At 62.5% G+C, this 14,644-nt stretch carries 11 protein-coding genes; 6 read left to right on the plus strand and 5 right to left on the minus strand.

Features of this window, described 5'->3' with window-relative positions:
* Positions 1 to 5 precede the first annotated feature (5 nt).
* From GC148_RS12355 to GC148_RS12380, 6 genes are all read left to right on the plus strand, one after another.
* Entirely contained in the window at positions 6 to 1,142 is a 1,137-nt protein-coding gene (locus tag GC148_RS12355; RefSeq protein WP_291071076.1) for an HAD-IC family P-type ATPase, read from the plus strand.
* The gene (locus tag GC148_RS12360; RefSeq protein ID WP_291071078.1) at positions 1,055 to 2,557 is read left to right on the plus strand and encodes a cation-translocating P-type ATPase; all 1,503 of its coding nucleotides are present in this window, start codon (positions 1,055 to 1,057) and stop codon (positions 2,555 to 2,557) included. The genes GC148_RS12355 and GC148_RS12360 overlap by 88 nt, the downstream gene beginning before the upstream one ends.
* Positions 2,554 to 4,905 carry a xylulose 5-phosphate 3-epimerase gene (locus tag GC148_RS12365; RefSeq protein ID WP_291071080.1) on the plus strand — a complete coding sequence of 784 codons (2,352 nt, stop codon included), beginning with the start codon at positions 2,554 to 2,556 and terminating at the stop codon, positions 4,903 to 4,905. The genes GC148_RS12360 and GC148_RS12365 overlap by 4 nt, the downstream gene beginning before the upstream one ends.
* A gap of 73 nt (positions 4,906 to 4,978) precedes the next feature.
* Entirely contained in the window at positions 4,979 to 6,340 is a 1,362-nt protein-coding gene (locus GC148_RS12370) for an MBL fold metallo-hydrolase (RefSeq protein ID WP_291071082.1), read from the plus strand.
* The gene (locus GC148_RS12375) at positions 6,337 to 7,845 is read left to right on the plus strand and encodes a thymidine phosphorylase family protein (protein ID WP_291071084.1); all 1,509 of its coding nucleotides are present in this window, start codon (positions 6,337 to 6,339) and stop codon (positions 7,843 to 7,845) included. The genes GC148_RS12370 and GC148_RS12375 overlap by 4 nt, the downstream gene beginning before the upstream one ends.
* Positions 7,842 to 8,735 (plus strand): ribose-phosphate diphosphokinase, encoded by an 894-nt coding sequence (locus tag GC148_RS12380; protein WP_291071086.1) that lies wholly within the window; start codon positions 7,842 to 7,844, stop codon positions 8,733 to 8,735. Before GC148_RS12375 ends, GC148_RS12380 begins: the two co-directional genes overlap by 4 nt.
* A 50-nt stretch (positions 8,736 to 8,785) precedes the next feature.
* Here the strand turns inward: GC148_RS12380 and GC148_RS12385 are convergent, their stop codons facing one another.
* The 5 genes from GC148_RS12385 to GC148_RS12405 form a co-directional block, all read right to left on the minus strand.
* On the minus strand, positions 8,786 to 9,970 hold the full coding sequence (locus GC148_RS12385; RefSeq protein WP_291071088.1) for an acetate/propionate family kinase: 1,185 nt from the start codon (positions 9,968 to 9,970) through the stop codon (positions 8,786 to 8,788).
* Positions 9,967 to 10,947: a bifunctional enoyl-CoA hydratase/phosphate acetyltransferase gene (locus tag GC148_RS12390; RefSeq protein ID WP_291071090.1), complete on the minus strand. Its 981-nt coding sequence runs from the start codon at positions 10,945 to 10,947 to the stop codon at positions 9,967 to 9,969. The genes GC148_RS12385 and GC148_RS12390 overlap by 4 nt, the downstream gene beginning before the upstream one ends.
* A gap of 87 nt (positions 10,948 to 11,034) precedes the next feature.
* Complete coding sequence (locus GC148_RS12395) at positions 11,035 to 11,538, minus strand: TerB family tellurite resistance protein (RefSeq protein WP_291071091.1); 504 nt, start codon at positions 11,536 to 11,538, stop codon at positions 11,035 to 11,037.
* A gap of 29 nt (positions 11,539 to 11,567) precedes the next feature.
* A complete protein-coding gene (locus tag GC148_RS12400) occupies positions 11,568 to 12,134 on the minus strand; it encodes a hypothetical protein (RefSeq protein WP_291071093.1) in 567 nt (188 codons plus the stop codon).
* Positions 12,135 to 12,214: 80 nt separating this feature from the next.
* The gene (locus GC148_RS12405; RefSeq protein WP_291071095.1) at positions 12,215 to 14,263 is read right to left on the minus strand and encodes a hypothetical protein; all 2,049 of its coding nucleotides are present in this window, start codon (positions 14,261 to 14,263) and stop codon (positions 12,215 to 12,217) included.
* Positions 14,264 to 14,644: the final 381 nt, after the last annotated feature.

Genomic DNA, 14,644 nt, shown 5'->3' on the forward strand with positions numbered 1-14,644 from the left:
TGATAGTGTCGGGCGATGTGAACCTGGACGTTCAGGGTTTGAGTAGCGAGGAAGCCCGTCTTCGCCTGCTGGAGCTTGGCCCGAACGATTTGGGTCCGGGGCGAAGCCGGTCGGTGATTGCCATCGTTCTGGAGACACTCAGAGAACCGATGTTCCTTTTGCTCATTGCGGCGGCCATCATCTATGCCGTCATGGGCGATCTGGGCGAGGGCCTTTTCCTGCTCGGCGGCGCCGGCGCGGCGATCGGTCTTGTGATCTTTCAGGAAGCCCGAAGCGAGCAGGCCCTGAAGGCGCTTCAGCAGCTCGCGCAACCTGAGTCGCGCGTGTTGCGTGACGGCGCCGAATGCCGGGTGCCGTCGCACGAAATCGTACCTGGAGATATCGTTCTTGCCGGAGAAGGAGAGCGTCTTACGGTCGACGGTCTGCTTGTGGCAGGTGACGTTCTGAGCGTCGACGAATCCGTGCTGACGGGAGAGTCGGCGCCGGTCAACAAGACACCCTGCCAGGTTACCTGTGAGGTCGACGAAGACGTCCAACCCGGCTCGGGGGCTGCGCATCAAGTGTTCGCCGGAACACTCATCGTGCGGGGGCAGGCTGTCATCAGGTCGAGCCGTACTGGCGCGCGGTCTGCGCTTGGCCGTATCGGCAGCTCGCTTGCCGGCATCGAACTCGACCGCACGCCACTTCAACAATCCACGAGCCGGCTGATCGGTTATCTGAGCCTCATCGCGCTGGCATTCTGCGGGCTGGTTGCTGCCACTTACGGCGTGCTGGGCGGCGACTGGCTGGGCGGCGCCCTCGCGGGCATCACGGTTGCGATCGCGTTGATACCGGAAGAGTTCCCGATGGTGTTGGCGATCTTTCTCGCGCTGGGGGCCTGGCGACTGGCCACGCACAAGGTCCTGGTTCGACGCAGCGCTGTGATCGAAACGCTGGGAGGCGCAACGGTACTGTGCGCGGACAAGACGGGCACTCTGACCGAGAACCGGATGCACGTTGCGCGCCTCTGGACCCAAGACGGCGAACAGGCGTCGCCGCTGATGGCAATCTGTCGGTGCCTGTCCGCGAACTCGTGCAGATCGCGGCGCTCGCATCGGCCGTCCGGCCAGTCGATCCCATGGACCGGGCCGTGCGAGCCTTGAGCGGGGCGGGGGCTCTGACGGCGGCGGGCGTCGCCTCTGAACCTGAACGTGCCTGGCCGCTGAATCCGAACCTGCTGGCTGTTGTCCAGCTCTGGCAGATGCCGGATGGAACACGCCTGGCCGCGGCAAAGGGGGCGCCCGAAGCGATTTTCCGGCTTTGCCGTCTGGCTCCGGACCAGGCGGCGCGCATGATTGGGATCGTCGAGTCCTATGCCGGTCTTGGGCTGCGTGTGCTTTGCGTGGCCAGCGCTCGCCTTGACGGCCGCGTTTTTGAGGATCCCTTGCTGGGAGACTTCCGGTTTGCCGGTCTGATCGGGTTCATCGATCCGCTCCGCGCCGAGGTGCCCCAGGCCCTTCAGGAGGCCCGGCGCGCCGGCATCAAGGTTGTCATGATTACCGGTGACCACCCGACAACCGCGATGGCGATTGCGGCGGCGGCCGGTATCGATACGGCGGCCGGCTTTATGGTCGGGTCCGAGATCGAGGAACTTCCCTTTGACGTGCTTTGCGAGAAGCTGAAGACGGTACGCGTCTTTGCACGAATTGCCCCGGAGCAGAAACTCAGGATCGTGCAGGCGCTCCGCCAGGATGGTGAAATCGTCGCCATGACGGGGGACGGCGTCAATGATGCGCCAGCCCTCGAGGCGGCCCATATTGGTGTTGCAATGGGTCAGCGCGGCACGGACGTTGCCCGCGAAGCCGCCGACCTCGTCCTGTTGAACGACAGCTTTGCGTCGATCGTCGGCGCCGTTCGCCTCGGACGACGCATCTTCTCGAACCTCAGGCGGGCCATAACCTACATCATCGCGATCCATATCCCGATCGCAGGCCTTGCCTTGCTGCCCTTGCTGCTCGGCTTGCCGCCGATGCTTTATCCCATGCACATTGTGCTTCTGGAACTTGTGATTGACCCGACCTGCGCGCTCGTCTTCGAAGCCGAACCCAGTGACCGAAAGGCTATGCAACGCCCGCCGAGGCGCTCCGGCGAACTCCTGTTCGGCCGCCGCGAGCTGGTCCTTGCGCTCGTGCAAGGCATGGGTCTTCTCGCTGCAGTGCTTGCTCTATACGGGTCGCTCCAGACGGTGGGCGGCGCGGACGAACCCACCGCGCGGGGGGCAGCTTTCATTGCGCTTGTCATCGGCAACCTGATGCTCGCGTTGACCGACTCGGCTGCCTCCGGACGTATCTTTGCGCCCCATCGGCGCGTCTTCTGGGCGATCACGGCCGGCGTTGTCGTGGTGCTTGCAATCGTATTCACGATCGAAACGCTGAGCGCCATCTTTGCCGTGGAACTGCCCGGGGCAGGATTGCTGGCACTCGCGATCGGGACAGGGATCGTAGGGGGCGGCTGGACCGCGCTGCGGCATCTGTGGCCGGGCAGAACATCTGAGCACGCAGAGGGAATTGCAATATGACGGCATTGGATAGGTGGGCCAAAGGCTACGGGGTGATCCGCCATTGCGAGCAGACCCGGGATCGGATCGCAGCTCTGGCGGAACGCCTTGTGGAATCGGGTTCGGCATCGACGCAAGACCTGGTCTATGAGGCCTTGTCGGCTGCGGACCGTCTTGCCAGCGCCGCGATGTGGGTCGTTGTCCATATGACGTATGCGCGCCGGGTTGACCTCTCCGGCGCCGATCTGGGGGCCGCTGATTTCAAGCCTGTACCGGAAGGTCATACCGGCGGATCGCTCAATGTCGTACCAGCCTATGTCGGCTACCTTGCGGCGAACCTCCTGACGGCAACGACGCGGGGCTGGATTCTTGGGCAGGGCCATTGCGTGGCTGCTGTCGAAGCCGTGAATTGCCTCGTCGGCAATCTGACAGACCAGCAAGCGGATCGTTATGATTTCAGCGAAGCCGGCATAAGCCGTCTGTGTGCAGACTTCTATAGCTATGAGATCGATGCGCAGGGGACCGCATCAGCGCCTCTCGGGAGCCATGTCAATGCATTCACCGCGGGCGGCGTGTCTGAGGGAGGATATCTCGGCTTTGCAGAAACCCAGTATGTTCACATGCCGCTCCCTGGAGAAAGCCTGGTGGCCATACTCAGCGATGGCGCGTTCGAGGAGCAACGCGGCGGTGATTGGGCCGAACGTTGGTGGCGTCATGAAGACTGCGGCTTCACGGCGCCGGTCATGATCCTGAACGGGCGACGCATCGAGCAGCGTACCGAGATAAGGCAAGATGGCGGGGCGGCCTGGCTTGCCCGCTACCTTGAGGTCAATGGGTTCGATCCGATCGAGATTGATGGGAGAGATCCGGCGGCTTTCGTCTGGGCGGTTCTGGAATCGGAAAGGAGGCTCACTGAGGCCGCCAGGTCGATCAAACAGGGAAAGGCGACGTATCCCGTGCGCCTGCCGTTTGCCATCGCGACGACCGAGAAGGGGTTCGGCTTTCCGGGAGCTGGAACAAATCGCGCGCACAACCTTCCGCTCGAACAAAACCCTCATACCGATGAAAAGGGGAAGCAGGCATTCAATGCCGGCGCCAGGGCGCTTTTCGTCCCATTTGACGACCTGGCAGCCGCCCGCCAGGCGTTCCAGCAGCATGAGGCGCAACACCGAGTGAAGGAGGGGCGTAATCCCTTCGCCGTCCGGTGTCCCGACGCGCCGGTTGTGCCCTTCCGCGCGCAAATTCCCGCCGGCTCGGCGCTGGCTGCAATGGACCATTGGTTTGTTTCATTTGTTGCCGCCAATCCGAACCACCGGTTCCGGATTGGTAATCCCGATGAACTCAAGAGCAATCAGATGGGACGAACCCTGGCCCGTCTCCGGCACCGGGTGAACCAGCCCGAACCGGGGTCTAAGGAATCCGTAGACGGATCGGTCATCACGGCGCTGAATGAAGAAGCGGTCATCGGTGCAGCGCTCGGCAACAAGGCTGGCCTGAACCTTGCCGTCTCTTATGAAGCGTTCGCCGTCAAGATGTTGGGCGCGCTGCGCCAGGAGATCATCTTTGCGCGCCAGCTCATGGAGGCTGGACGGCCACCTCAATGGATTGGCGTGCCCTTGATTGTGACGTCCCACACATGGGAAAATGGCAAGAACCAGCAATCCCATCAGGATCCCACCATTGGTGAAGCACTCCTCGGCGAAATGTCTGATATTGCGCGCGTCATCTTTGCCGTCGATGCTGCGACCGGTGTCGAAGCGCTCCGCCAGATATATTCGGCACGCGGTGTTGTCGGATGCATCGTTGCGCCCAAGCGGGCGACGCCGGAGGTGTTCACAGACGCCGACGCTCAGGCGGCCTTCGAGACCGGTGTTGCACGTCTGGAAGCCGAACCGCGCGCAGTTTTGCAACTTGTTGCCATCGGCGCTTACCAGCTCTCAGAAGTGCGGCGAGCGGCGGGCAGGCTGCGCGAGCACGGCGTCAGTGTCGACGTCGCGGTCATCCTGGAACCGGGCCGCCTGCGCGTGCCCAGGGACCGGTTCGAAGAGGCGTTCGTTGTCCCGGATCGAGTGATCAGGGATCTGTTTCCGCCGGGTCTTCCACGCCTGCTGGCAACGCATACCCGTCCCGAGATGATGACAGGTCTCTTGAGGCGTCTCGATGAGGGGCCGCGTCTGTTTCGCGCGCATGGCTACCAGAGCCGAGGGGGGACGCTGGACGCGCCGGGGATGCTGTTCGCCAATCGCAGTACCTGGGCACACCTGATCGTGTCGGCTGCAAGCCTCCTCGGCATTCCGGCTGACACATTCCTTTCGCCGTCAGAGCGCGCTGCGGCCACCGGGCGCGGCGATCCGGAGGTGCTGCGTTGACACGCGGTCAGGACTGTCTCCTCTGCTCACAGATCACAATACGGTCACACAGGCCGGCAACGGAGATTGGGTCATGACGTCCTTGTCGTTTCTTGGGGGGGCCGCAACGGCAACAGGATCGCGGTTCCTGGTTGAGACGGACCAGACAAGACTGCTGGTCGATTGCGGGCTTTTCCAGGGATACAAGCAGCTTCGCCGCAAGAACTGGCAACCGCCCGGGTTTGATCCTGCCGATCTCGACATGGTCATCCTGACCCACGCTGATCTCGACCACAGTGGCTACCTGCCGGCACTGGTGAAGCAGGGATTCGACAACCCGGTCCTCTGCACTGAGCTGACGCGCGAGCTCTGCGAGATTCTCCTGCCCGAAGCCGGATCGATCCATCAGGCCGACGCGGAGCGCGCAAACCAGGAAGGATATTCGCGCCACCATCCGGCCCAACCCCTCTACACGGAACATGATGCCCGCCGCGCCATCCGGCTGTTCAAGACCTGCGGGTTTGACGAGGCGCAGGACTTTCCCAATGGGATTGGTGTGAGGTTCCTTCGCGCGGGGCACATTCCTGGCGCTGCGATTGTCCAGCTCGAGTTGGGGGGCCGACGCATCGTCTTTTCCGGCGACCTTGGCCGGTATGATAGTCCGCTCATGCACCCACCTGAACGCGTGAGGTTGGCCCATTATCTCGTGGTGGGATCGACCTATGGCAGCTCGGTTCGTCCCGAAGGAAATCCCGAAGATCTGCTCGAAGATGTTATCCAGCGCACGGTAAAACGTGGCGGAACGGTGATCGTTCCGAGCTCGGCTGTCGGACATGCCCAAGGCCTGCTCTATCATCTGAGCCGGCTTCGCACGTCCGGTCGGATTCCTGACATTCCGATCTATCTCGACAGCCCAATGGCCATTGATGCGTCAGACTTGTTCTGCCGACAGGATGCCGGGTCCCGGCTGTCGGCGGAAGAAGCGCGCGCGGCCTGCTCGGCCGCGCAATGCGTCCGTGATGCGGATCAGTCTGACAAGATCGTTGCAGACTCAAAGCCGAAGATCGTTTTGTCGACGAGCGGGATAGTGTCGGGGGGGCGTGTGCTGAACTACCTGAAGCGATATGTGCCCGACCCGCACGCCACGATCCTCTTCTCGGGCTTCCAGCCCGGCGGCACGCGCGCCGCGCGCATGCTTGCCGGAGCAGACGAGATCAAGATTCACGGCGCCTGGCACAAGGTACGGGCAGAAGTCCTCAACCTGCACATACTGTCGGCGCACGCCGACGCGAACGAGATCATGCGGTGGCTCTCAGGCTTCGAGGCGCCGCCGCGCAGGACATTCATCGTGCACGGCGAGCCCGACGCATCAGATACCCTGCGCCACCGAATACAGGATGAACTGGGTTGGGACTGCGAGGTTCCCGAGCAGGGGCAGCAGGTCGATCTTGCATGACACCGCTTGGGCTGAACGAGTTGCGGGCGCGCCGGCTGGGCTTGCTGACACATGACGAAGCCGTGGCATTCATTCGGACTGACAGCGATGTCAGCAAGTCCGAAGGCCTGAGCGCGCATGGCCGGATCAAGCTTCAATGCAATGGCGCGACGGTTTATGCGAGCCTCTACCAGGTGACGTCCGACCTGATTGATCACAACGAGATCGGTCTTTCGGAATATGCCTGGACAAAGCTCGGTCTGACCGATCCGCAACCCGTCAAAGTCGCATCGGCGCCGCCCCTGCAGTCCATGACCCATGTCCGTGCCAAGATGTTCGGTGAGGAACTCGAGACAGGATCAGCGGCAGAGATTGTTGGCGACATCGTGGCCGGCCGTTTCTCCGACATTCAGTTGTCTGCCTTTGTGGCGGCCTGTGCGTCTCCGGTGCTCACGGCAGCCGAAACGATCGCCGTTACAAAGGCCATGGTCGAGACCGGCAAGCGACTCGTTTGGCCGGCTGGTAACATCTTCGATAAGCACTGCATCGGCGGTTTGCCCGGCAACCGCACGACGCCGATCATCGTGGCGATCGTGACCAACTTTGGCCTGAAGATGCCCAAGACGTCATCCAGAGCGATCACGTCTCCGGCCGGCACCGCCGACACGATGGAGACACTGACCAATGTTGCGATGGATATGGCGGCGATGCGGCGGATCGTCGAAGCGACCGGCGGCTGTTTCGTCTGGGGAGACAGCGTCGGGTTCAGTCCGGCGGACACTTCGGTCATTCGCATCGAGCGTGCGCTCAATCTCGATGTCGACGGGCTGCTCGTGGCTTCGGTCCTGTCAAAGAAGATTGCGGCGGGCGCAACGCACGTCGTGATCGACATGCCCGTCGGTCCGACCGCCAAGATGCGCAATCTTGAATCTGCCGCGCGCTTGTCGGACTTGTTCCATGAAGTCGCCGGTGCCTTCGGTCTAGACGTTCGCACCGTGATGACGGACGGTTGTCAGCCGGTGGGCCGGGGCATCGGTCCCGCGCTTGAAGCTGAAGACATTCTGCGCGTCCTCGATTCTCAACCCCCCGAACTCTCGGATCTGGCCGAGAAGTCGTGCCTGCTGGCAGGCACCCTCCTCGAGATGGCCGGCGTCTGCGCCGAAGGTGAAGGCGCCGGCCTGGCCAGCATTGCGCTTCGGGACGGCCGGGCACGGAAAAAGTTCGAACAGATCTGCATGGCACAAGGCGGGATCAAGGAGCCCCCTCGGGCCCAGTTCAGCCGCCCCATCCGGGCGCCGAGATCGGGGCGCGTTACATCGCTGAACAATCGCATGATTGCCCGGATCGCAAAGTTGGCGGGCGCTCCGGAAGATGCTTCGGCCGGTGTGCGTCTGGCCGTCCGATTGGGCGACACGGTCAAGCAGGGAGACACGCTGTTCACCCTCGTATCTGGAACCTATGGCAAGATTGCGTATGCGATGGACTATGTTGCCGAGAATCCTCTGGTCGTGGAGATAAGCCGATGAGGCCTGATGTGTTCTTCGCGGCGCCCGGCGCGGATCACCTTGTGCCAGCCATGTTGGAAGCCGGCCTGGCTGAAGGCGCAGTTGTGTTTCGCAAGTTCCCGGATGGGGAATCCTATGTTCGCCTGCTCGACGATGTCGCCGGCCGCCGGGTGGTCTTCGTCAGCTGTCTGAATGACCCCGATCAGCACCTGATGAGTGTGCTGCTCGCGGCGGGCGCCGCGCGCGCCAACGGCGCAAGAGAGGTGGGATTGGCGATTCCATACTTGCCGTACATGCGCCAGGATATTGCCTTCCAGGCAGGTGAAGCAGTGAGTGCGGTCCACTTTGCGCGAATACTCGGCCAGTTTGCCGACTGGATTGTGACCGTGGATCCGCATCTTCACAGATTCGGCGCTCTCGACGAAGTGTTCGGTTCGGTTCCTGCCCGCAGGCTGACCGCAGTTCCTGCCATTGCAGACTGGATATCGTCCGAGTTCTCCCAACCGCTGATTATCGGGCCGGATTCCGAGAGTGAACAATGGGTGCAGGGCATTTCGGAAAGAACAGGCGCGCCCGGGCTGGTCTTGAACAAGACACGCACGGGCGACAGGTCTGTCCAGATCGATTTGCCCGAACTCGGTCGCTTTGGCGCGTTCCAACCGGTCATTGTCGACGACATCGTCTCCACGGGCACAACAATGGCGAGACTGGTTTCAGGTCTTGTGGCGAAGGGTTTCAGGCCGCCCGTCTGCTGCTGCGTGCATGCGCTGTTTGTCGAAGGGGCGTATGGGCGCCTCATGGAAGCGGGCGCGTTGCAGGTTGTCAGCTGTGACACCGTCCCACATGTGTCCAACAAGATCTCGGTCGGGAAGCTGCTTGCTGAAGGCGTCCAGGCCTGCCTTGGACGCTAGGAAACGCCCCGCCGGAATCGACCGATTTCGAGCGCTGCCAGACGGCCCGATCATAGAAGCGCGAGGCAGTCTCGCGCGATCTCGCTTTCTTCATCCGCCGGCAGAACAAATACACTGACCGGTGCACCGCCGGGGGAGAGCACGCGTTTGCCTTGCCTGTTTGCTTCGGCTTCGATGTTGATGCCAGCCCATGCAAGTCCGGCCACGATACCGGAACGCACGAGCGCGGAGTTCTCCCCGACACCCCCGGTGAAAACGAGCGCGTCGATGCCGCCGAGGGCGCTGATATGCGATCCGCATTCTCGGACGATCCGGTAGATATAAAGCGCAATGGCTTCGTCCGCCTCCGCGGTGCCCGAGGCTTCAAGCTGGCGAAGGTCGCCCGAAATCCCGGAGACCCCCAGAAGCCCGGACTGCTTGCGCAGCATCAGCGAGACATCGTCTAGGCTCATATGCCGCTCGCTCATGAGATAGAGCAGCAGGCCGGGATCGATATCCCCGCAACGTGTGGCCATCGGTACACCGCTCAGGGCGGAAAATCCCATGCTGGTCGAGATGCTTTGGCCATCGAGAATGGCGCAAAGGCTCGATCCGCTGCCGAGATGTAGTGCGAGCGTCCGTGCCAGCCGGTGCGCCGGGAATTGTTCCGGAAGGCGGCGTGCGATGTGTGCATAGGACAGACCGTGGTATCCGTAGCGCATCATCCCGCTGTCCGTGAGCGCGCGGGGCAAGGCATACAGCTGGGCGATCCGCGGCTGGGTGCGGTGAAAGGCCGTGTCAAAGGACACGGTTTGCGGCAGGTCTGGTCGCGCCGCGTTCAAGGCGCGGATGGCCGCAAGGTTATAGGGCTGATGATCGGGCGCGAGGGGAGCCAGGCTGGTGAGCTGCGCAATCAACTGCGGCGTTGCCGCCTGGCTGGTGTGACTATGCATGCCGCCTTGGACAACCCTGTGTCCGACAGCGGCGAGCGGTTGGTCCAGGGCCAACTCGATCGCCATGATCAAGCGCGGGGCGAGAACAGACAATTCGAGATCCGAGATATCGGCGCTGGCCAGAAAAGTGCGGGCCCGCGCGCTGTCTTCGGCGACAGCAGAAAGCTTCGGCGCGCCGGGCAGTCCGTCGATTTCGGCGCGCAGCAGACGAGGGCCAAGACCGCCGGCCGGCGTTGCTCTATAGGCAGCCAGCTTCAGACTTGAGGAACCTACGTTGAAGGTCGCTACGACTTTCCCTGTCATCCTGAATGGTCCTGCCACGCCAAATAGCAAGCGGCCAGCGCTGCTGAAGCCGCGCGTTCAGCGGGGCTGTCGGCGCGGCTTGTCAGCACAATCGGGACCTTGGCGCCCAGCACGAGTCCTGCGGCTTCGGCGTCCGCGAGATAGTCGAGTTGTTTGGCCAGCATGTTGCCGGCTTCGATCCCCGGAACGATGAGGATATCGGCGGCCCCCGCCACCGGCGAATTCAGCCCCTTGGCGCGCACCGCTGCTGGTGACATGGCAAGGTCGAAGGCAAGCGGTCCATCCAGGATCCCGCCCCGGATCTGGCCGCGGTCGGCCATCTTGCAAAGGGCTGCCGCATCGATGGTCGAAGCCATCGCGGGATCGACGAGCTCAGTCGCAGACAGGATCGCGGTGAGCGGCGCGGCAATGCCCAGCGCGTTGGCAAGATCGATTGCGTTTTGGGTGATCCAGCGTTTGGTCGTCAGGTCGGGGGCGATGTTCAGGGCGCCGTCCGAAATCAGGATCCATTTCGGCCAGGCGGGTGTCTCCAGCACGAACACATGGCTCATCCGTCGCTGCGTGCGCAGCCCGCCCTCACGCCGGAGACTGGCCGCCATGAGTTCGCCGGTGGCGATATGTCCTTTCATGAGCATCGAGACAGCACCTTCTGCCGCGAGCCGGACCGCTTCGTCAGCGGCGGCGTGACTGTGCGCCGCGTCCACAAGTTCCAGGCCCGAGATGTCGAGCCCGGCGCTGTCGGCCGCCGCCCTGACCTTGCTCTGGTTTCCGACAAGGATAGGAACGACGAGGCCGAGCCGTTGTGCCTCGAGCGCGCCGGATAGGGAGAGCGCGTCTACAGGATGGACAACAGCGCACCTGTGCGCAGGTCGCCCCACTCGGTCCAGGAGGCGGGCGAACGGTTCACGTGCGGTTCCTGTTTCAGCCACCTGCTCGATCCTCGCATTTGAATCTGCCGATGACCGGCGCGGCGCCATTCATCGTGAGGCAGCACGCACGCCCCAGCCCCCTGACTTGAGCGCGCTGTCCAGGAGGGCGTACCTCGCCGACAGAGTCGGGGACGGTCAATACCTGTTCTTGACAGACAGTATTCGCGTTGCCTGGCGCGCATCATCTTCGCTGACGCTCAGATGCTCAAGCAGGGTTTCGAGAAATTCTGCCTCGGCTGCAACCATGGCGCCATCGGCGAGGCAGATGTCGAGGCAGTGCACGAAGACCGAGAGGTGCATGTCATGAGGGAGCGCGCGGCAAGCCTCGCTCATCCACTCCGGACGGTCTGCGCGGCGCTTGACCACCGTGCGGTTCAAGGCGGCGAGTTCATTGGGATCCAGATTGCGCAAAATCCGTGAGCGGTGTGAAAGCGCCTTGAGTTCTTCGGATTCCTGCTGCGCCATCCGTCCATCCGCCAAGGCCGCCGACAGGACGAGGCAGAAAAACGACTCCGGTATTGACCAGTCACTCTGGCTGTTGGGAAATTCTGCGACAAGTTCCTTCAGACTGAAGGGCTGTTTCTTCTGCGTTGTGACCGGCGCGAACAAATCGCCGGCTTCTTCGATCAACTCGCTCATAAGCTTGGTTCCTTTGCGTCGGTTCGGGTTCAATCGGGGCGGGGAGAGGCCGGGGCGGGCGGCCAGGCAGCGACCGTGGCTTTCATCTGCTGAAGCTTGTCACGCCGGGCTGTCAGCGCAGAGATGGTCGTGTCGAGCCATTCGACGTCTGGCGGAAGCTCTGTCAGTTTCCTGGGCGCGCCGGCGCGGCTCGGTTCGGCGAGTAGCTGCGTGATTTCAAATTCCAGCAGCTCGGATTGTTGTTGCAGCGTCACGATGCTCTGAAACGGCGCGTATGCGTCAATCTGCTTTTTCTGGGCGTCAATTTTCTGCTGCAACGCCAGGGCTTGTGCGTCTTTCTCGGCGATCTGCTTGCTGAGCCGGGCGACTTCAACTTCGGCTTTTTCTGCGGCAGCGGCCGCATTCTGCTTGACCATCGCCATGCCGATGGCGCCGGCGGCGATCATTCCCACCAGGAAGACCACGGCAACCAGCAACCTGGCGCGCCCCGTTCTGGCCTGCCTGGCCTCTTGCGAGAGGGCTTGCATGTCCTCGCGCGTCGGGACCGGCTGGAATACGAGTTCTTCAGAGTGGTCAGATGAACTTGGCGGCTGCATGATTCAGATCTCCAGAACAGGAATTTTGAGCGCCGGGGCGATTCGTGCGGCAGCGGCGCATTCAGGCACGGGTCCATTGATCAGAATGCGGAGCATTTGAGCACCCCATAATACCCGAAGAAGGCTTCGAGGTCTTTCCAGGCCTGCGAACCTGCATCGATCGATGCATCCCGGCGGCATCGCTCGACAACCAGTTTGCCCTGCGCAAGTACAACGGCAAGATCAATCTCCCGGCCGAGGTCATCGTAGCGAACTTTCGAGCTCGCTTCAGGGCGTGCCTTGAGAGCGGTCTCGCCGGACTGGAAGGCATCCTGCGCGAGCCGTAGAACGCTGCGCCAGTAATCCTGAGAGGCGATATCATAGGCCGACACGTCCATGAGCTGTGCCTGTTTCAGGAAGTACATGCCCCTGAGGAGATGCTTTTCGGCCGTATCGTCGACCGGGCAGCGCTGAAGGCTGGCACCCGACTTTACGTCCGGTCCTCCGCCAAGAATGTGAGTCAGGCAGGCCTGTCGGATATACTTGGGTGACCGGCTGCTGGCTTGTGCAGCGTCATCGGCATGCGCGCGCGCCCGGGCTTGCCAACCGGCCCGTCGCAGCACGGTTTCAGCGATGCTCAACATGTATTGGGTTTCCGCCAACTGTGACGACGGGACGTTTGCGGTGACCGGCGACAAGGCCTCTATCGCGCCTGCAAAGTCGGCGCTGACAAACTTCAGCCGGCCGATCTCGTAGCGAACGGAGGCCGCTTGCAGGCCGTCGGCGAGCGCTTGTTCGAGAACGGATAGCGCTTCGTCCTCCTTGCCGCGGCGTACGAGCAGGCGCGCCAGGGACAAGACAGCTGTTTCGCGGCCGGCGTTTTGACCGGAGGACAGGGCGGCGGCGTAGACCGCCTCCGCCTTGTCATATTGGCCCGCCAGCTCATAGGCACCGGCGAGGGCGATCTGGCGATCATGATCTGGTGACAACGACGTCGCTCTTTCAAGAACGCGGACCGCTGCGCCAACAAGGGTTTCCTTCTCCACAGCATCGATGGGGTGTTTCGCTCCGGCAAGGCTCAGATAGCTGACGCCCAGCTGTTCGAGATCTTCAGCGTGTTCGGCATTTGGCTCAGCGGCGCTGAGCTTCTGTGCTTCATTGAACGCATCGCCTGCGGCACCGAAATATTCGGCGGCCATGCCGGGTTCGAGGTCCGCGAGCGCAAGATAGACCGCGCCGAGACGCCGAAAAGCCAAGAGCCTGACGGCGCTGGAATCCAATGCATCTCGGTAACTCGAAACGGCGGATACGCCGAGCGCTACAGACTGAGCCCGGGGCGCCTTGGAGGCGACCGAATCCGCCATGGATCTGCGGAATTGTTCGCCTCGATTGAACGCGACATGCGCCAGCGTGCCCGATGCATCGCCGGCCAGCGAAGGACAATGCCGGATGATCTGTCTGAGATCGGAGACGACCGCGTGTTCCTGATCTGCGCCGCGCAGCTGGTTGATCTGCACACTGAGATCGAGGGCCTGGCAGGCAATGTCTGCAATCGGGTCATCGGTTCGGGACGCCAGACCCGCGAGGTCCTGTGTCGCAAGCGCATCGGACGCTGCGCGCAGGCACTGGTCGGGCTCGGGACAGGACAGACTTCCTGACCGGGCCGCGCCCGCCAACGCGCGCGCCTGCGCAAGCCTGCGGCGCAGAACGAAGCGCGCATCGGTATCCTTGAGGGACGACGCGTTGTTCTTTGTGATGAGGTCGTCTTCCTGATTGACGAAGGATTTTTCGATCAGGGTCAGGGCGAATTGATAGCATGCGCTGCTTGTTTCGCACGCGACCGACGTCGTGCTGCCCGCGCCAAGCAAGTTGAATCCGGAGGCCGCATTGAAATAGGCTGTAGCTCGGTCCACGCCGCTCCGATTGGGGTCAGCTGCCGCTTCATGTCCGGAGCACGCAAGCGCCATGCGTTCGGCATACGGATCAGTCTCCACGACATTTCGGCTGAAGCAGTCCTTCGGGCTGGTCCAGGCTGGAAAGTCAGCGCTCGACGACGCAGGCGTGGTGGCACATGCGGCGCTTGCCACAAGAAGCGCAGAGGCAGCGGCCCGCCGCGCGTGGGTAAAGGTCTGCCCCAGATCCAGACTCATCAGATCTTCCACTTCCACGTTTCAGATTGAGACAAAAACTGGTCGCGATTGCGAGATTGTCCTATCCGCAGAACTACCTAGGCCGCCTTCAGCGGTCATCGACGCCGCTGCGTGATGGAGGGGCTGGAGGCAGTGGACACGGCGCGGGGTGCGCCCGGTTCACAATGTGGGCGATGGCCTCGATGGGCGGTTTTTTTTGATCTTCCCCCAGCGGCCTTGCGCCGTATCCGTTGGGCAAGGCCACCTGTGTGCGTTTCGGCATGCGCGAATGCAGCGCCGATCTCGACGTCATCCTTCGATCGGATGAAGCGCCTCGACGTTCCACGCATCACCATTCCGGACGCGCTACACTGTGATCCCGAGCCGGGCGAAGTGGGCCGC

This window comes from Hyphomonas sp. (assembly GCF_016125515.1).
Classification (GTDB): Bacteria; Pseudomonadota; Alphaproteobacteria; order Caulobacterales; family Hyphomonadaceae; genus Hyphomonas.

Bases quoted from the DNA above. Each gene is read 5' to 3' on its own strand.
- GC148_RS12365 (WP_291071080.1), top strand. From the start codon at position 2,554: ATGACGGCATTGGATAGGTGGGCCAAAGGCTACGGGGTGATCCGCCAT.
- GC148_RS12370 (WP_291071082.1), top strand. From the start codon at position 4,979: ATGACGTCCTTGTCGTTTCTTGGGGGGGCCGCAACGGCAACAGGATCG.
- GC148_RS12390 (WP_291071090.1), bottom strand. From the start codon at position 10,947: ATGGCGCCGCGCCGGTCATCGGCAGATTCAAATGCGAGGATCGAGCAG.
- GC148_RS12380 (WP_291071086.1), top strand. From the start codon at position 7,842: ATGAGGCCTGATGTGTTCTTCGCGGCGCCCGGCGCGGATCACCTTGTG.
- GC148_RS12395 (WP_291071091.1), bottom strand. From the start codon at position 11,538: ATGAGCGAGTTGATCGAAGAAGCCGGCGATTTGTTCGCGCCGGTCACA.
- GC148_RS12385 (WP_291071088.1), bottom strand. From the start codon at position 9,970: ATGACAGGGAAAGTCGTAGCGACCTTCAACGTAGGTTCCTCAAGTCTG.
- GC148_RS12405 (WP_291071095.1), bottom strand. From the start codon at position 14,263: ATGAGTCTGGATCTGGGGCAGACCTTTACCCACGCGCGGCGGGCCGCT.
- GC148_RS12375 (WP_291071084.1), top strand. From the start codon at position 6,337: ATGACACCGCTTGGGCTGAACGAGTTGCGGGCGCGCCGGCTGGGCTTG.
- GC148_RS12400 (WP_291071093.1), bottom strand. From the start codon at position 12,134: ATGCAGCCGCCAAGTTCATCTGACCACTCTGAAGAACTCGTATTCCAG.